The sequence below is a fragment of the Accumulibacter sp. genome (assembly GCF_029255145.1).
Lineage (GTDB): Bacteria > Pseudomonadota > Gammaproteobacteria > Burkholderiales > Rhodocyclaceae > Accumulibacter.
The window spans coordinates 19,673-37,439 of record NZ_JAPUVQ010000055.1; the positions used below are offsets into that span (position 1 = coordinate 19,673).

General features: G+C 63.3%; 15 protein-coding genes. 2 read left to right on the forward strand and 13 right to left on the reverse strand.

Annotation, left to right across the window (positions count from 1 at the left end; genetic code table 11):
* Positions 1–132: 132 nt before the first annotated feature.
* The 8 genes from Q1L50_RS06000 to Q1L50_RS06035 form a co-directional block, all read right to left on the reverse strand.
* Positions 133–1,263, reverse strand: coding sequence for a deoxyguanosinetriphosphate triphosphohydrolase (locus Q1L50_RS06000; protein WP_300336723.1), 1,131 nt, complete (start codon positions 1,261–1,263; stop codon positions 133–135).
* Positions 1,256–2,344, reverse strand: a complete 1,089-nt coding sequence (gene aroB, locus Q1L50_RS06005; RefSeq protein WP_300336724.1) for a 3-dehydroquinate synthase — start codon at positions 2,342–2,344, stop codon at positions 1,256–1,258. The genes Q1L50_RS06000 and aroB overlap by 8 nt, the downstream gene beginning before the upstream one ends.
* Positions 2,341–2,823 (reverse strand): shikimate kinase, encoded by a 483-nt coding sequence (locus Q1L50_RS06010; protein WP_300336766.1) that lies wholly within the window; start codon positions 2,821–2,823, stop codon positions 2,341–2,343. Before Q1L50_RS06010 ends, aroB begins: the two co-directional genes overlap by 4 nt.
* Before the next feature lie 130 nt (positions 2,824–2,953).
* Positions 2,954–5,020: a type IV pilus secretin PilQ gene (pilQ, locus tag Q1L50_RS06015; protein WP_300336725.1), complete on the reverse strand. Its 2,067-nt coding sequence runs from the start codon at positions 5,018–5,020 to the stop codon at positions 2,954–2,956.
* Positions 5,021–5,536, reverse strand: a complete 516-nt coding sequence (locus Q1L50_RS06020; RefSeq protein ID WP_300336726.1) for a pilus assembly protein PilP — start codon at positions 5,534–5,536, stop codon at positions 5,021–5,023.
* The gene (gene pilO / locus Q1L50_RS06025) at positions 5,533–6,210 is read right to left on the reverse strand and encodes a type 4a pilus biogenesis protein PilO (protein ID WP_300336727.1); all 678 of its coding nucleotides are present in this window, start codon (positions 6,208–6,210) and stop codon (positions 5,533–5,535) included. Before pilO ends, Q1L50_RS06020 begins: the two co-directional genes overlap by 4 nt.
* Positions 6,207–6,773 (reverse strand): PilN domain-containing protein, encoded by a 567-nt coding sequence (locus tag Q1L50_RS06030; RefSeq protein ID WP_300336728.1) that lies wholly within the window; start codon positions 6,771–6,773, stop codon positions 6,207–6,209. Before Q1L50_RS06030 ends, pilO begins: the two co-directional genes overlap by 4 nt.
* A complete protein-coding gene (locus Q1L50_RS06035; protein WP_300336729.1) occupies positions 6,770–7,849 on the reverse strand; it encodes a pilus assembly protein PilM in 1,080 nt (359 codons plus the stop codon). The genes Q1L50_RS06030 and Q1L50_RS06035 overlap by 4 nt, the downstream gene beginning before the upstream one ends.
* Positions 7,850–8,231: 382 nt before the next feature.
* Here Q1L50_RS06035 and Q1L50_RS06040 point away from each other — a divergent pair, with 382 nt between their 5' ends.
* Entirely contained in the window at positions 8,232–10,526 is a 2,295-nt protein-coding gene (locus Q1L50_RS06040; protein WP_300336730.1) for a penicillin-binding protein 1A, read from the forward strand.
* A 105-nt stretch (positions 10,527–10,631) separates the two neighbouring features.
* Positions 10,632–12,476 carry a lipid A export permease/ATP-binding protein MsbA gene (msbA, locus tag Q1L50_RS06045; protein WP_300336732.1) on the forward strand — a complete coding sequence of 615 codons (1,845 nt, stop codon included), beginning with the start codon at positions 10,632–10,634 and terminating at the stop codon, positions 12,474–12,476.
* A gap of 54 nt (positions 12,477–12,530) precedes the next feature.
* On the opposite strand, the gene Q1L50_RS06050 is transcribed toward msbA, so the two are convergent.
* From Q1L50_RS06050 to Q1L50_RS06070, 5 genes are read right to left on the reverse strand one after another with little or no spacing between them, the layout of a single operon-like run.
* On the reverse strand, positions 12,531–13,967 hold the full coding sequence (locus tag Q1L50_RS06050) for a lipopolysaccharide kinase InaA family protein (RefSeq protein ID WP_300336734.1): 1,437 nt from the start codon (positions 13,965–13,967) through the stop codon (positions 12,531–12,533).
* A 7-nt stretch (positions 13,968–13,974) separates the two neighbouring features.
* Entirely contained in the window at positions 13,975–14,742 is a 768-nt protein-coding gene (locus tag Q1L50_RS06055; protein ID WP_300336736.1) for a lipopolysaccharide kinase InaA family protein, read from the reverse strand.
* Positions 14,739–15,563, reverse strand: a complete 825-nt coding sequence (rfaP, locus tag Q1L50_RS06060) for a lipopolysaccharide core heptose(I) kinase RfaP (RefSeq protein WP_300336737.1) — start codon at positions 15,561–15,563, stop codon at positions 14,739–14,741. The genes Q1L50_RS06055 and rfaP overlap by 4 nt, the downstream gene beginning before the upstream one ends.
* Complete coding sequence (locus Q1L50_RS06065; protein WP_300336739.1) at positions 15,560–16,681, reverse strand: glycosyltransferase family 4 protein; 1,122 nt, start codon at positions 16,679–16,681, stop codon at positions 15,560–15,562. The genes rfaP and Q1L50_RS06065 overlap by 4 nt, the downstream gene beginning before the upstream one ends.
* Before the next feature lie 58 nt (positions 16,682–16,739).
* On the reverse strand, positions 16,740–17,609 hold the full coding sequence (locus tag Q1L50_RS06070) for a lysophospholipid acyltransferase family protein (RefSeq protein WP_300336740.1): 870 nt from the start codon (positions 17,607–17,609) through the stop codon (positions 16,740–16,742).
* Positions 17,610–17,767: the final 158 nt, after the last annotated feature.

Consider the following 17,767-nt stretch of genomic DNA (forward strand, 5'->3'; position numbering starts at 1 on the left):
CAACGGCAGGTCACGGGGATCGAGGTCAATCGCCGCGGAGCCCGGGAAGACTCCGCCAGTGGACCCGGACCGCTTTCGTTCCGCAAGCGAAGCGCCCCTGCCGGCGTCGTTGTCCCCGGTCGGGAAAGCGTTTCAACCCTCGCCAACGGCAAACAGGCGCCGGTGCTCCTTGATCGCATAGCGATCGGTCATCCCGGCGATGTAGTCGGCAACCCTGCGCAACTGATCGCCATCGCCTGCGACCTGATACTGCGGGGGTAACAGGCGCGGCTCGCCGGCAAAAGCGGCAAACAGGTCGCCGACGATCCGCCGTGCCTTGCTGGCCATCCGCAACACCTGGTAGTGCTGATACAGCTGCGTCCGCAGGAAGCGCTTCAGCTGCTTCTGTTCCTCGAACGACTCCGCGGAGAAGGCGACCAGAGGCGGCCCGAGGCGTGCCTCGGCAAGCGTCCTGGGCCCATGCCGCGCAAGATTGCTGGCGGTGGTTTCGATCAGGTCGCAAACCAGGGTATTGATCAAACGCCGGATCGTTTCGTGGATCAGGCGGCGCCCGCCGAGGCCGGCATGGACGCGCCGGACATCGGCAACGTGCCGTGCGAACAGCCGCACGTCTTCAAGTTGCTCGATCGTGATCAGGCCGGCGCGCAAACCGTCGTCGACGTCGTGGTTGTTGTAGGCGATTTCGTCGGCCAGATTGCAGATCTGTGCTTCCAGCGACGGCTGTGTTCGGTTGAGGAAGCGTTCGCCGAGTTCGCCGAGCTGACGGGCATTGTCGAGCGAGCAGTGCTTGACGATTCCTTCACGGGTCTCGAAACAGAGATTGAGGCCATCAAAAGCGGCGTAGCGCTCCTCCAGCAGGTCAACCGTCCGCAGGCTTTGCAGATTGTGTTCGAAGCCGCCATGACCGCGCATGCATTCGTTGAGCGCCTCCTGGCCGGCGTGACCGAAGGGCGTGTGACCAAGGTCATGCGCCAGCGAAATCGCTTCGGCAAGATCTTCGTCGAGCTGCAATGCGCGCGCCGTTCCGCGGGCGATCTGCGCGACCTCGAGGCTGTGCGTCAGGCGCGTCCGGAACAGGTCACCTTCGTGGTTGACGAAAACCTGGGTCTTGTATTCGAGCCGCCGGAACGCCGTCGAGTGAACGATGCGGTCGCGGTCGCGCTGGAACTCGCTGCGGTGCGAAGGCTGCGAAGGCTCGCCGTCCGGGTGCCGGCGACCGCGGCTGTTGGCTGCCGAGACGGCGTAGGGCGCAAGTTCACGCATCGGCCGAGCGGGCAGCGATAGCCCGCCGCACGTCCGCCGTCGGCGCGGCCGAGCTGACCACCGCCTGGCCAATGCGCTGCAGGAGCACCAGGCGAAGACTGCCACCCTGCACCTTCTTGTCGTTCTGCATCAGTTCCAGATAGCGGTCGACGTCGAGGGCCGGCCCGAGCACCGGCAAGCCCGCTCGTTGAAAAAGCCGTTCCGCCCGGCTCACCTCGGCAGGCCCTAGCCAGCCAAGCTGCGACGAGAGTTCTGCCGCCATCATGGTGCCCGCGGCGACGGCCTCGCCGTGCAGCCACGCGCCGTAACCGAGTCCGGTTTCGATCGCATGGCCAAAGGTGTGGCCAAGGTTGAGCAAGGCACGCTCGCCACTCTCGCGCTCGTCGGCGGCGACCACTGCTGCCTTGTTCTGGCACGACCGGCAGATCGCCTCGGCGAGTGCCAGCGGTTGGCGCGACAAGACGCTTTCGAGATTGCCCTCAAGCCACTCGAAGAAAGGCAGATCGCGGACCAGCCCGTACTTGATGACCTCCGCCAGGCCGGCACGAAGCTCGCGATCGGGCAAGGTATTCAAGGTATCGGTATCGGCCAGCACCAGTCGTGGCTGATGAAAGGCGCCGATCATGTTCTTGCCGAGCGGGTGATTGATCGCTGTCTTGCCACCGACCGACGAATCAACCTGCGCGAGCAGGGTGGTTGGAACCTGGATGAGCGGCGTGCCGCGCTGAAAACAGGCGGCCGCGAAACCGGTCATGTCGCCGACCACACCGCCGCCCAGCGCCACCAGGGTTGTTGACCGCTCACAGCGATGCTGCAGCAGCAGGTCGAAAATGGTGTTCAGCGTCGGCCAGTCCTTGAAGCGCTCGCCGTCAGGCAGGACCACCTCCACGACTTCAACACCGGCTTCGCGCAAGGGCTCGGCCAAGCGCTCCAGGTACAGCGGCGCAACGGTGGTGTTGGTGACGATTGCCACTTTCGGCTGCCGCAGCAAGGGCAGCAGCAGTTCTCCGCGATCGAGAAGACCACCTCCGACATGAATCGGGTAGGAGCGCTCGCCGAGTGCAACGGTCAGCGTTTTCATGCTTTTTCCATTTTCTTGAGCAGCAGTTGCAGGACCGCCTGCGCGCTGATCCGACCGCCGCTGACGACCAGATCGGCAATGCTCCGATACAGCGGGTCACGCTGCTCGTACAGCTCCGTGAGCTTGCGCAAGGGATCGCTGACCTGCAGCAGGGGCCGGTTCTTGTCGTGCCGCGTACGTTCGCAGAGCGTTTGCAGCGGTACGTTGAGGTAAACCACCAGACCGCTGGCACGCAGGTTTTCCCGGTTATCGGGGCGCAGCACGGCGCCACCCCCGGTGGCCACGACACAGCCATGCGTCCGCGCCAGGTCGGCTATGACCTGTGCCTCGCGCCTGCGGAAACCCTCTTCACCTTCGATCTCGAAGATGGTCGGCAAGCGAACGCCGGTGCGAGATTCGATTTCGTGGTCGGAGTCGACGAAATGATACGCCAGCCGCCTGGCCAGGACCTTGGCGATGGTCGTTTTTCCAGCCCCCATCAGGCCGACCAGGTAGACGTTCCGTTTGTCGTCCGCGATGCTCACCGGGCTATTCTATCGCATGCTCGACAGGACCAGCATCAGGGCACGAAAAAAGCCGGCTCTCGCCGGCCTCTTCGCTGCTTGCGGATCAGCGTACCGCAAGATTCTCGGCAACGATCCGCGGCGTGATGAAGACCAGCAACTCGGTCTTGTCGTCGATGATTTCCCGATTCTTGAACAGGAAGCCAATGTATGGGAGGTCGCCGAAGAACGGGATGCGGGTCGTGTTGTTACGCGTTTCCTGCGTGTAGATCCCGCCGATCACCACCGTTCCGCCGTTCTCGACCAGGACTTCGGTCTTGACGTGCTTGGTATCGATGGCGACGCCGGCGCCGGTCGACAAACGGGTGTTCGGGGTGTCCTTGTTGACGTCCAGCTTCATCGCGATCTTGCCGTCCGGCGTGATTTGCGGCGTCACTTTCAACGACAGGTTGGCTTTCCGGAAGGAAACGCTGGTGGCGCCTGAACTGGTCGCCTGCTGATAAGGGATCTCGACGCCCTGCTCGATGATCGCTTCGACCTGGTTGGCGGTCATCACCCGCGGGCTGGAGATGACCTTGCCGCGACCGTCGGCTTCGAGAGCCGAGATCTCTGCCGTGAGGAACTGCGTCAGCGCGTTGTTGAAAAGGAGGAAGGAGAGGGTGCCGGGACTACCGGTGCGCGGCGTGGCCGGCAGGTTGACCTGCGTACCGCTCATGTCCAGCTGGCCGCTGAAGTTCTGGCCGCCGCCAACGGTGACCGCGCCGTCGGGGAAGGTCTGCCGCCAGCCGAGTCGCACCCCGAGGTTCTTGGAAAAACTGTCGCCGGCTTCAACGATGCGCGCTTCGATCATCACCTGTCGCGCCGCGATGTCGACCTTGGCAATCATCACTCGCACTTCATCGAGGCGGCTCGGGGTGTCCTTGACGAACAGGATGTTCGAGCGCTCCTCGACCACCGCGCTGCCGCGCTTGGAGAGCAGGGGCTGCTTTGGATCAGCAAGAAGCTTCTGAATCGCATCGGCCTTGATGTAGTTCATCTGAAAGCTCTCGGTCACCAGCGGCTCCAGGTCGCCGATCTGAATTCGCGACTCGAACTCGAGCTTTTCTTTGGTGGCGATTTCCTCGCGCGGCGCAATCAGGATGACGTTGCCATTCTTGCGCATATCCAGACCCTTCTGCTGCATGATGATGTCCAGCGCCTGGTCCCATGGGACATCCTTCAGGATCAAGGTGATCGCGCCGCCAACCGAGTCGCTGACGACCATGTTCATGCCGGTAAACTCGCCGATGACCTGCAACAGCCGGCGGACATCGACGTTCTGGAAGTTCAGCGACAACTTCTCGCCCTGATAACCTCCGCGGCTCCCCTGAACCAGCTTGTTTGGATTCTCGATGATCGGTTTCACTTCAATCACGAACTGGTTGTCGCTCTGATAGGCGTTGTGCTCCCACAGCCCATTGGGGGTAATGGTCATGCGCGCATTGGCACCCTTCTGCACAGTATTGACGGTCAGTACGGGAGTCCCGAAATCGGTCACGTCAAGCCGCTTGCGCAGCGCGCCGGGAACTGTGACGTTGGCAAAATCGACCACCAGATTCGATCCCTGCTGCCGGATATCGATGCCGGCGTTGGGGTCGCTGAGGTCGACGGTAATCCGTCCCTCGCCGCCCTTGCCCCGGCGGAAGACAATGTCGCGGACGCTGTTCACGGTTTCGGTGGGCTGCGCTCTGGCGAAGTGCTCGACCACTGCCGCGCCCTGGGTCGGTGCGCTCGGCACCAGCGCCAGCAGCAGATTCCTGCCGTCAATGGTCGCTTCATAGGTCATCACCTTCTGCAGGTTCAGGACCAGGCGCGTGCGGTCCTCGGCCTGGACGATGTTGGCGCTTTTCAGGTCTCCCTCGTTATACGTCTGGCTGGACTTGCCAAGGCCGTTGGTCGTGTTGGCAAAATCGAAGGCGATGCGTGCGGGCTTGGCAACGCTGAAGGCCGGGGGCAAGGCCTTCAAAGGCTCCTTGAAGGTGAGCTTGACGTTGAGCACCGAGCCTTGCTGGACGACGTTCATCGACTCGATCGTATTGGCTCCTGCGGAACCGGCTTCCTGCGCACTCGCCGTGGCGACCATCAATAGCCCAGCGGCGACAAGGCCGAGCAAGTAGTCTCTGATCTGCTTCATTTACTTTGCTCCCTTTTCCTGCAACAGCAGGTTGCTCGTCCTCTCCACCCAATCACCGGCGGAATCCTGGATAAGCTCTCGCAATGTCACTTCGGATTCGGAAATGTCGACCACGACCCCGAAGTTCTGTCCCATGTAGTTGCCGATCTTGACCTGATACAAAGCACTGTCGACCTGGATGATGGCATACCAGGCCTTTTTCCTGGTCATCACGCCGACGTATTTCAGTGATTCCAGCGGGAAAAGCTCCAGTGGTTCCTTCGGTCGATCCAGATCGGGCCTGAAGGCGCCGCCGCCCTTTTTCGTATCCGATCCGAGCTTGGCCGGCTTGAAAGGGTCGAGCAGGTCGCCAACATCGTAGGCAACCGGCTCGTAGGGTTCGACCACCGGCAGCGGCGGTATCTTGCCCTTGGTGTCCTGCGCCACGGTCGTCATCCACTCCCGGACATCCTGATGATCGCCGCCGGAACAGGCGACAAGCGCGACGCTGGCCAGCGCGGCAAGGAGTCTGCTCATTTCCTCGCACCCTTCGCCGCCGCTTCGGCGGCCTTCTTCTTGGCTGCCAGCTCGTCAGCGTCGAGATAGCGGAATGTCTTCGTAATCGCATCCATCACCAGCGTTCCGTCTTTGCTCTGAGGGTTGGCGACGATGGCGATATTGTTCAGGGTGACGATTCTCGAGAGCTTGCCGATGTCGCCGGCGAAAGCTCCAAAGTCGTGGTAGGTGCCGGTCAAGCGGACATTGATCGGCAGCTCGGCATAGAAATCCTTGACCTGCTCGCCGCCCGGCTTGAACAGATCGAACTGCAGACCCCGCCCCATCCCCGCCTGATTGATTTCCACCAGCAGTGCTTCGACTTCGGACTTATTTGGCAGCTGCTTCAACAAGGCACCAAAGGAGCGGTCGATTTCATCGAGCTGCTGCACGTACAAGTCGAGGTTGACCGCCTGTTTCTTCTTGGCGACGTACTGGTCCTTCAGCTTCAACTCTTCCTGTTGTTTGCTGGTCAGCGAGTCCAGTTCGTCGACCCAGACAAACCACCAGCCAGCAACCAGGACCACCAGGAACAAACCGATCAACACCGTCAGGCGTGGCGCCAGCGGCCACGCGCCGGGATCCTTGGGATTGAGATTCTGGAAATCCCGCAGAATCTCCCGGAAATCGACCGACGGAAGAGCTGGAGCTTTCATTTCTGCCCTCCCTGAGCGACGGCAGCCCTCTTCAGCAGGGCGTTCATGCTGAATTCGTTGAGACGGCGCTTATCGACCATCACCGCCTTGATCTCTATCAATTGCGGCTTCTCAAGCCACGGCGACGCTTCGATATTGCGCATCAGCGTAGACACCCGGGCGCTGGACTGCGCGTAGCCGACGAGGTTGATGCTCTGCCCCACCTGTTTGAGCGAGCGGATGTACACACCCTCCGGCATCTGCTTGGCAAGCTCGCTAAGCAAGCGCACCGCTTCGGCCCGGTCACGTTGCAACGATTCGATGATTCGCTTGCGCGCCATCAAGGCGTCACTTTGTTCCTTGAGCCTCTTGATCTGATCGATCTGCTTGTCGAGGACTGCGATCTCCTGCTTGAGGAAATCGTTCCTGGCATCCTGCGCGGCGATATAGCCTCCAATCACCGAGTAGACGAGGAACACGATCAGGCCGGAAAGAACCGCAATCAGCCCGAACAAGGCGTAGAACTGTTGCCGTCGCGCTCGCCGCTTCTCTTCTCGATGCGGCAGAAGGTTGATGCGTATCATGCGTCGAACCTCCGCAGCGCCAGACCACAGGCCACCATCAATGATGAAGCATCGCTCAAGAGACTCTTGTCGCGAACCCGGTCGGAAAGCGTCATGTCAGCGAACGGATTGGCGATCACGGTGTTGATCTGGGTGCGAGAGGCGACCACTTCGTCCGCGCCGGCGATGACCGCGCAGCCGCCGGCCAACACGATGTGGTTGATCTGACTGAACTGGGTCGAAGTGAAAAAAAACTGCAAGGCACGCGATAATTCGAGAGCCATCGCATCAAGGAATGGTCGGAGAAGCTCGGTTTCGTACTGCTCCGGCAGCGTGTTGCGGCGCTTTTCCGCTTCCGCTTCTTCGAAGCTCATGCCAAAAAGGCGGGCGGCATCCTGTGTCAGTTGATTTCCGCCGAATGCCTGTTCGCGAACATAGAGCTGCTGGCCGTTACGCAGAACGGTCAGGTTCATCACGTTGGCACCGACGTCAATCAAGGCGATGATCTGCCCCTTGCCGCCGTCGGGGAGTTGTTTTTCGATCAGCTCAAACGCCGCAAGAACGGCGTAGGACTCTACGTCCAGAACCACCGGCTTGAGACCCGCCGACTCGGCCACGGCAACTCGATCCTCGACCTTTTCCTTGCGCGACGCGGCGATCAGGACTTCGATTTCGTCAGGAGACGATGGCGCCGGCCCGACCACCTGAAAGTCGAGGTTTACTTCTTCGAGGGCAAACGGGATGTACTGGTTGGCCTCGGACTCGACCAGCACTTCAAGTTCCTCATCGCGCTGCCCGGCGGCGACAATGATCTTCTTGGTGATGACATGCGATGCCGGGAGAGCAATCGCCACCTGTCGGGTGACGGTCCCGAGCTTCTTCCATGCTCGCCGGACCGACTCCGCGGCCGCCTCGAGATTGACGATGTTGCCATCGGAAACGACATCCCTGGGCAAGACCTCGATAGCGTAACGCTCGACGCGGTAAGCACCCTTGGCGTCGCTGCCCAGCTCGACCATCTTGACCGACGACGAACTGATGTCGAGACCGATCAGCGAGCGCGCCTTGGGATTAAAGATCGAAAGATCAAGCTGCAAATCGCCACCCCCGACAAAAAACCCTTCAAAACTTTGTAGTTAGCGTATTTATAGACATTTTACTTTAGATGCTAGCAACAAGCTCCCGGTGTGTAAAGCAATTTCTCCCGCGCTGGCGGGAATGTCCGCCATTATTCTAGCAGGGTGGCGTAAACCACTAAAGTCGTGAAGTTGCCATCGGCCACCTTGCCGTAGCCACCGCAGCCAAGCGCCGGCCGTGCGAGCCGGCAGCAGGACGGCCACTGGTCAGCTGAGGCGCTGTTGCCGCCAACGCTACGCAGCGGCACGTGCCAGCGACGGGAGCGACCTAGCGCTATCTTCGAGCCATTTCGCGGCCGCGCTAATATAATAGCGGGATCCAACCTTTCATCCGGACGCTGTTTTGCCTACCGCCCTTCGCTGGTTACTGTACCCGATCGTTGTCGTTGGCGGCCTGGCCGCCATTGCCTTGGCCATCATGGCGGTAGTCCTCAGCCTGGCCTATCCAAATCTTCCGTCGCTGGAGATTCTTACCGACTATCGGCCCAAGATCCCCTTGCGCGTTTACACCGCTGACGGCTACCTGATCGGCGAGTTCGGCGAGGAGCGTCGGGCCGTGGTCAGCATCCAGGACGTTCCGGCGATCCTCAAGCAGGCCATCCTGGCTGCCGAGGATGAGCGCTTCTACCAGCATGGCGGGGTCGATACGCTCGGTATTCTGCGCGCACTCTACGCCAACCTGGTGGGCGGCGGCAAGCGCCAGGGAGCATCGACGATTACCCAGCAGGTGGCCAAGAATTTCTTTCTTTCGTCAGAAAAGACCTACACCCGTAAGCTCTACGAAGCGCTCCTGTCTTTCAAGATCGAGCACAATCTCAGCAAGGATCAGATTTTCGAGCTGTACATCAACCAGATCTTTCTCGGTCAGCGTGCCTACGGTTTTGCCGCTGCGGCCCAGACGTATTTCGGCAAACCGCTGGCCGATTTGACGATTGCCGAGGCGGCAATGCTGGCCGGGCTGCCCAAGGCTCCGTCCTCGGACAATCCGATAGCCAAGCCAAAGCGCGCCCGCTTGCGCCAGCAGTACGTCCTGCGGCGAATGAACGAGCTGGGATTCATCACCGACGAGCAGCAGCAGGCGGCGCTGAACCAGGCGCTGGTGATCAAGCGAGACTCGAGCGAGACGACAATTCACGCCGAGTACGTCAGCGAGATGGCGCGTCAGATTGCCCTCGAGCGCTTTCCCGAGGACGTTTATACGCGAGGCCTGCGGGTATTCACGACGATTCTCAAGGACGATCAGGAAGCCGCCTACAGCAGCCTGAGAAAAGGCGTTATGGACTACGACCGCAGGCACGGTTACCGCGGTGCCGAAGCCTACATCGACCTCGAAGGGATCAAGTCCGAACAGGACGAAGCGCTGGAGGAACTGCTGCAGGACTTCCACGATGCGGAGGACCTGCACCCGGCGATCGTGCTGCAAGTCGATGCCAAGAAGCTTCGCGCTTACCGTCGCGGTGGCGAGATCGTCACCATCGACGGTGAAGGGCTGAAGGTCGCAGCCCGCATGATCGACAACAAGGCGCCAGCCAACAAGCGCCTCCGCCGCGGCGCGATCATTCGCATCCAGAACGACGAAAAGGACGACTGGCGCATTGTCCAGCTACCAGAGGTGGAAGCTGCTTTCCTGGCCGCGGACCCGCGCGACGGAGCGATCCGCGCGCTGATTGGCGGTTTTGACTATAACCGTAATAAATTCAACCACACCACGCAGGCGTGGCGACAGCCAGGGTCGAGCTTCAAGCCTTTCATCTATTCGGCCGCGCTCGAAAGAGGCTTCACACCGGCGTCGATTGTCAATGACGAGCCGATCAGCTTCCCGGCAACGGTCACCGGCAGCCAGGCCTGGGAGCCCAAGAACTATGACGGCAAGTACGAAGGTCCGATGCGCATTCGTCGCGCCCTGGCCAGGTCAAAGAACATGGTTTCGATCCGTCTGCTGCAGGCAAGCGGCGTGCGCTTCGTCCAGGACTACGTCACCCGTTTTGGCTTTGACGCCGAAAAGCACCCACCCTACCTGACCATGGCCCTGGGCGCGGGCTCGGTGACGCCCTGGCAGCTGGTCGCCGGCTACGCCGTTTTCGCCAACGGCGGCTACCGTGTCCGACCGTACATCGTGAGCCAGATCCAGGACGACAAGAAGCAGGTTCTGGCACAAGCGGCACCGACCACCGCCGGCGATGAACGGTTGCGGGCGATCGACCCACGCAATGCCTTCCTGATGGACAGCATGATGCGCGACGTGACCATCTACGGCACTGGCGCACGCGCTTCGGCGACGCTCAAACGCCGCGATCTGGCAGGCAAGACCGGTACCACCAACGACCACGTCGACGCCTGGTTCTGCGGCTACCAGCAAACGGTCGTCGGCTGCTCGTGGATTGGCTATGACCAACCGAAGAATCTGGGCAAGGGAGAAACCGGCGGCTCGGCCGCCTTGCCCGCGTGGATCGGCTATATGGGCAGGGTGCTGCGAGATGTTCCCGAGTCCTTCCTCCCGACTCCCGATGGCATCGTTTCGGTTGCCGTCCCGGACCGTGGCAAGGGGCCAGCGCTGGAGTTGTTCTACAAGGAAAACGCTCCGGCCGAAGTCGAATCCGTGGCGCCAGCCGACGAAAGCCTCGCGCCTGTGGACTGAACGCGCGTGCCGGCGCTGCCGGCACGCGCCCGGGAGCAAGCACGTCGGCATGCTAGACTGACCTTCCGGAACCACCCGCAGCAGCCCGCAGCAGCCCGTCAGAGAATGCTCCCCGCCAGCACCCCCGCCTCCTCATTGCGCATCTATCTCCGCCTGCTCGGCTACCTGCGGCCGTTTATCGGGATGTTCGCGATCAGCCTGCTGGGGTACATGATCTTCGCCTCATCGCAACCGATGATGGCCGGCATTCTGAAATACTTCGTAGACGAGCTGAACGAGCCCAGCAGCTTAGCGCGGCAGGCGTTGCCCATGGCCGGCGACATGGAAGTGGTCTACGGCGTACCACTGCTGTTGATCCTCGTCGTCGGCTGGCAGGGAATCGGTTCCTTCCTCGGCAACTTCTATCTGGCCAAGGTTTCGCTGGGTCTGATCCACGACCTCCGGCGCGCCCTCTTCGACAGCCTGCTGCGCCTGCCGAACGGCTATTTCGACCAGCACAATTCCGGGCATCTGATCTCGCGCATCACCTACGACGTGACCATGGTCACCGGCGCCGCGACCGACGCCATCAAGGTCGTCATCCGGGAAGGGATGACCGTCGTCTTCCTGTTCGGCTATCTGTTGTGGATGAACTGGAAGCTGACGCTGGTGATGGTCGCCATCCTGCCGATCATCGGCCTGATGGTGACCCGCGCCAGCCGCAAGTTTCGCCGGCAAAGCCTGAAGATACAGGCCACCATGGGCGACCTGACACACGTTGCTTCGGAGACCATCCAGGGCTACCGGGTTGTCCGCAGTTTCGGTGGCGAGGACTACGAATCGGCGCGCTTCAGGTCGGCCAGCGAGGAGAATACCGCCAAACAGTTGCGCATGGTCAGGACCACCGCGACCTACACGCCGGCGCTGCAGTTGGTCACTTTCGCCGCGATGGCCGCCTTGCTGGCACTGGTGTTGCTGCTGCGCGGCGACGCTTCGGCCGGCGACCTGGTCGCTTACATCACCGCCGCCGGCATGCTGCCGAAGCCGATTCGCCAGCTGTCCGAAGTCAGCTCGACGATTCAGAAGGGCCTGGCGGGTGCCGAGAGCATCTTTGCCCAACTCGACGAACCACCGGAGCCAGACCTTGGCAGCTTCGAGATCGATCGGGTCAGCGGTGTGCTGGAAGTCAAGGATCTCTCCTTCAGCTATCCGGGGAACAGCCAACTGGTACTCGACCAGGTCAGCTTCTCGGTCGCGCCGGGACAACTGGTGGCGCTGGTCGGGCGCTCGGGAAGCGGCAAGTCGACGCTGGCCAATCTGATCCCGCGTTTCTACCACCACGACTCGGGCCAGATCCTGATCGACGGCGTCGACGTCGAGCGCTTCACGCTGCGCAACCTGCGCCGGCACATGGCTCTGGTGACCCAGCAGGTAGTGCTGTTCAACGACAGCGTGGCCCGCAACATCGCCTACGGCGACCTGTGCGACGCACCGCGGGAAGCGATCGTAAGAGCCGCCGAAGCCGCATTTGCCAGCGAGTTCATCGACCGCCTGCCGGCGGGCTTCGAGACCATGGTCGGCGAAAATGGCGTGATGCTGTCGGGTGGGCAACGGCAACGTCTGGCAATTGCCCGAGCCTTGCTGAAGGACGCGCCAATCCTGATTCTCGACGAAGCCACGTCGGCGCTCGACAGCGAATCGGAACGCCACATCCAGAGCGCTCTGGACCGGGTGATGGCCGGTCGGACGACGCTGGTCATCGCGCACCGCCTGTCGACCATCGAAAAGGCCGACCTGATCTTGGTCATGGAACAGGGGCGCATTGTCGAACGCGGCAGCCACGCGGAACTGCTGGCCTGCAACGGCCACTATGCGCGCCTGCACGCGATGCAGTTCAGCGAGCAGGCGGACCTTGCCGACGGCTCCGACGCAGCCGGGGCTGCCGCCCCGGTCAACCAGACTTCGATCTGACCCTCCGCTGCGGCCGGCTGCCGGCGGCGAATGCCGGTGCCGCCCGGCAATCGTTCACGGCGCCGGTAGCTGCTCGTCGAGCCAGCGATGGAGCGCGCAGTCCGCCGGCCAGTTGCGCAACAGCCGGGCGCGATCCCGTTTCCAGGCGCGTGCGTGTGCAGCCGGCGTCCGATGCTGCGCGACGGCGTCCAGATCGATCAGCTCGACGCGGTCGCCAGCCCACAGCAGGTTGGTCGCCTTGAGGTCGCCGTGGCTGATCCGCTGTTCGCACATTGCCCCGAACAGCGCCACGATCGCCCGCGCCTCCGCCGGCGGCGGCGGACAGTTGGCCGACAGGTGGACCAGCAGGTTCGGGCCACCGCAAAACTCGCTGATCAGCCAGGCGCGCCGACGCAACGGCCCGACACGTTCTTCGATCAGCGCCAGCGGCGCCGGCGTGGCGATCCCGAAAAAGCGCAGCCGATGCGCCTCGCGCCAGGAATGCCAGGCGCGGCTCGGACGCCACAGGCGGCCCAGCGCGTGGCGCAGATCCTTGAGGTTGTAGCGCTTGATCACCAGCGCTCGCCCGCTCACCTCGACGCGCGCCACCGTACACGTAGCGCCGTCCTTCAACAGCGTGCCGGCAGCCATGGCCCGATCGGGCGAGGCCAGGATCGGCGCCAGCCAGTCGGCTTCCTGGCGAAGCACCGCGCTGAAGCGCCTGCCGCTATGCTCGACCGCGAACAAGGTGCACTCGCGAACCGTCTTGCCCAGAAAATCGCCCAGCCGCCAGGCCCTGACACGCTCGATCTGCCGGCGCAAGGTAGCCACTTCGGGCAAGCACTGGCCAGCTGCTTCGCCGTAGGCGGACAGCAGTGCCGCCAGCTGCCGATCCCAGGCGGGCGGCAACTGCGCCAGCAGCACTGCCAGATTGCTGCCGGCTTCCGATGGCGCCAGCGGCTGCCCGCGCCTGACAACGCGTACCGCATCGCCATCGATGATGAACAGCTGGCCATCGTGGCGCAGGAAATTGCCCAGGTGAAGATCGTCCTGCACCAGCCCGGCCGCGTGCAGCCGGCCGAGCAGGCGCAGCGCTGGCGCCAGCAGAGTCAGCGCATCGGCGTTGCCCGGTGTCCGCCGCGACAGGCGCGCCCAGGATTCGGCGAGGTTCTCGGCCGGGTCGAGAAACACGGTCAGCAGCGCATGGCCCCCGGCAGCCATCGCCGTCGCCGCGACCAGTTCGGGAGTCGGCAGTCCGGCCAGTCGAAGCGCCGCCAGACCCGCCGCCTCCTGGTGCCAGTGCTTCTCGCAGCGCCGTCCGATGAACAGCTTGGCGAGCACCCGGTCGCCAGCGAACTCGCCCTCGCCAACCAGTCGCTTGCCCGGCAGCGCGCGCAGCAGACGATACATCGTCAGTTGGCGGCCGTCGGCGAGGTCTACCCGAAACGGCAGCGACGGTTGCCGGCCGGCGGCGCGCAGCGTTCGCGCAACGGTCAGCCCGGGAGCGCTCATCGTCGGGCTAGTCGCGACCGTCGAAAAAGCCGACGATCTTGCCGATGCACTTGCGATCGTCAGCGGTCAGACGCTGGTGCTGCGCGTAATCAAGATAGAACCTCAGTCGCTGGCTGCGCGACAGGTACTCCTTGCCAAGCTTGTCGAGACAGGCGAGATCCTTGACCACACGGTAGCCGAGGACCGCGCCCCGGTAATAACTGCCGCTCGGGCAATCAATCAGATAGACCGTCGGCGAAGTGCCCCGATCGACCAGCAGGTTTCGCCATTTCAGGTCGTTATGCGCAAACCCGGCAGCGTGCATGGTGCGCGTGATGCTGGCGATCTGAGTAGCCACCTGCCGCAGCCAGCGGCGATCGGACATGCGCGGATCGCTGGCATAGGCGATCTGTGCCAGATCGGTGGTATCGGGGATCTCCTCGGTCACCAACGCGCCGCGAGTGAAACCGCCGAAACGACGCTCGAGGCCGTAAGCGACCAGCGTCGCCGTCGGAATGCCCCACGCCCGGAAAGCCAGCAGGTTGCGCCATTCGGCGCGAACCCGTGGGGGCCCCAGCCAGCGCCGCAGGCCGAACCAGCGGCGCTTCATGTTCTTGCCATTGCCACTGTAGCGCTTGACGTAGTAGCGCTTGCCACCGACCGCAACGCGCAGGACGCGGCACAGCGAGTCGAGGGCAATCAGCTCGCCGTCGAGCCGGAAGACGCTGTCCATATCGCCGAACACGGTCGCCACTTCGCTGGCCGCGTATTGCGGACTCAGGCACCACCTCCTCATGTCATCTCGCCCGCCGCGACCTTGCGCTCGAAACGCGCCTGCAAGCGCTGCGTTTCGCGGGCCAGATACGCGAGCAACGGCGCCTCCTGGCGAATGATCGTCCGCAAGGGGCAGGCAAAATAGGCGCCGAGAAAGCGCAGCAGGTCACGCCGGGTCAGACCGATCGCCAGCGCCGAGAAGTGCAGCGCGGCCAGATCCTTGTCGCGCCAGCGCCGCGGCAACCGCACCCTGAGCTGCGCGCGGTGCAGGTCGATCAGCGACAGCCTGAGCTGTTCAGCCGTCGGCGGCGGATCGAGGTGCAGCAGGAAGTGGCAAATGTAGAAATCCCGATGGTTGACGCCGCCGGCGTGCATTTGTCGCGCCGCACGCGCGACGCCGCGAATCAGCGCGCGCTTCAGGCGCACGGCGGGCGGATGTTTCGGCCAATCCTGACAATAATCTTCAAGGCTGACTGTCGGCGCCAGTTCTTCGGTGACGATGAACGAACGCTGCCGTCCAGGATTGCCGCCGCGGATGCCGAAGGCGACGGCGCGCATGGTATCGACGCCCAGTTCGCGCAGCCTCTCGATGGCCCGCCATTCGTTCTCGGCGCCGAGTACCGGCAGGCGCAGCGAAAGAAGATTCTTGACGATTTCGGCCCAGCCGACGCCACGGTGGATCTTGACGAAGTAGCCACGTCCGGCGATTTCGGTGCGCAAGGTGCGGCGCCCGTCGAGTTCGCGAAAAACCGTACCGGCCAGCGCCTCGACGGCAACGAAGGGGTCCTGCCCCGCCCACAGGGAGCGAAACGGCTCGGCGAGGAAGACCTGGAGGCCGCTCATCGCTGCTCCTTCAGGATCACGTCGGCCGCACGTTCGGCGTTGCTGTAGATGTCGGCGTGCTCAGCAAACGCCAGAGCCCTGGCGTGCCAGCGCGCGCGCGCCTGCGGGTCGGCGAGCATCTGCGCCAGCAGCTGATCGAGCCGCGCCTGCTCGAACGGCTCGGCGACGACCAGGCCAGCGTCGGCTTCGGCGATGTAGTGCGCGTAACCGCAAACCGCCGTGGTCAGTACCGGCAGGCCGGCGACCACCGCTTCGAGGAGCACCGTGCCGGTGTTCTCGTTGTACGCCGGATGAATCAGCAGGTCGGCGCCGAGCAGGAAGCGCAGGATGTCGCTGCGACCGCGCAGGATGCTGACCCGGTTGGCCAGCCCGAGGGTTCGCGCCTGCCCGCGGAAAAGCTTCGGGTCGTCGTCGCCGATGGCGATCAACCGGCAACGGTCACGCAGCACAGCCGGGAGTGCGGCGATCGCCTTGAGGCTGCGGTCCAGCCCCTTGGTCCTGAATCCGGAACCGATCTGCAGCAGCAGCAGGTCGTCACTGGCCAGGGCAAACTCGCGACGAAACTCGGCACGAACGTGCGCGGCGTCGGCCGGCGCGCGCCGGTCGACCGCGATCCCCGGCGGCAACAGATGGAAGCGCTCGTCCGGAGTGGCGTAGTATTTCTGGAACAGCGTCTGCTGCAGTGGCGAGATCATCAGGATCTCGGTCCTGGCGTGCGCTGCAAAGACCGCCCGCTCGTAAGCCGAAAAATGACGGTAGCGGCCGGACAGGCGATACAGAGCGCTGCGCAGGTTGCGGGCCTTGTCTTCGAAACAGGGATCGGCGGCGAAATAGACGTCCAGACCGGGCATCTTGTTGAAACCGACGACCCGATCGGCGTGACGCCTGGCCAGGTCGTCGGCGACCCAGGCGCTGAACCTGGCGTAGCGTCGCTGATTGGTCAGTGCGCGGACCGGCACCAACACCACCTCGAAACCGTCGGGAACGTCGCCGCGCCATTCCAGCGTGTAGATCCGCAGCGCATGTCCGCGCGCCTGGCAGGCCAGCGCGATGCGCATGCAATCGCGCTGCAGACCGCCAAACGGGAAGTACTTATAGAGGCAGAAGGCCAGCTGCATCAGCTGCCGCCCAGGCCGATGCCGGCCGCGACTGCCCAGCGCCGATGCCCGGAATCGCTCACGCCGGCCGGCCTTCTTCCGCTGCTGCCGCGGCGTCGCTGCCGCGCCGCCCCTTGTAGCGGTTGTAACCCCACAGGTATTGCTCGGGGCACTGGCGAACCAGGACTTCGATCTGCTGGTTGATCTGCAGCGCGCGTTCCTCGATCGTCCCGCGAATCGGCTGCGTCGGTTCCTGGAGATGAAAATGGTAGCCGGCACCGGCCGGTAGCCGTTCGGCCCAGACCATGATCACGCTGGCACCGCTTTCGACCAGCCGGGCGGCGAGGGTCATGGTGTACGCCGGTCTGCCGAAGAAGTCCAGCCAGCGACCTTCGCCGTTCCTTGGCGCCTGGTCGGGCAGCATCCCGACCGCCTCACCGCGCTTGAGCGCCTTCAGCAAGCTGCGCACGCCGGAGAGATCCGCCGCGGCCAGATGCAACTGGGCGCGCGCGCGGCCGGCCTCGATCATCGCCTGCAGCCAGGCTTGCCGGGGCGGCCGGTAGAGCACGGTTATCGGCGCCTGCGTCGACAGGTACTGAGCGGTGACTTCAAAGCAACCGAGGTGCGGCGTCAGGTACAGGATTCCCTTGCCCCTGCGCGACGCGGCGTCGACCAGTTCCCAGCCCGAAACCTCGACCACCCGGCTGGCAGTTTCGGCGAGTGGGCGCAGCCAGATCCGCGGCAGTTCGAGCATTCCCTTGCCGGCTTCGCCGATGGCTGCCGCACGGATCCGTCGGGCCTCGGCCGGACCCAGCGCCAGCAGCATATTCGCACGCATGTGCCGGCGATAGGTCGGTGACAGCAGCCAGGTCAGCCAGCCCAGCAGAGTGCCGATAGAGTGCAGCCAGGAGAGCGGCAGACGACTGAGAAAACGAAAAAGTGTAATCACGCAAGGATCCGCTGGCGGCAGGATTTGACCGGCCCGTACGAAGAAAACTATAATTATCCCATCCGCCGAGTTAATCAGGACAACTTGCAGGGCGGAAGGCGCCGCGAAAGCGGCCACCAAATACTGCTAAAGCGTCGTCTGCTCGAACCCCGGAGCCG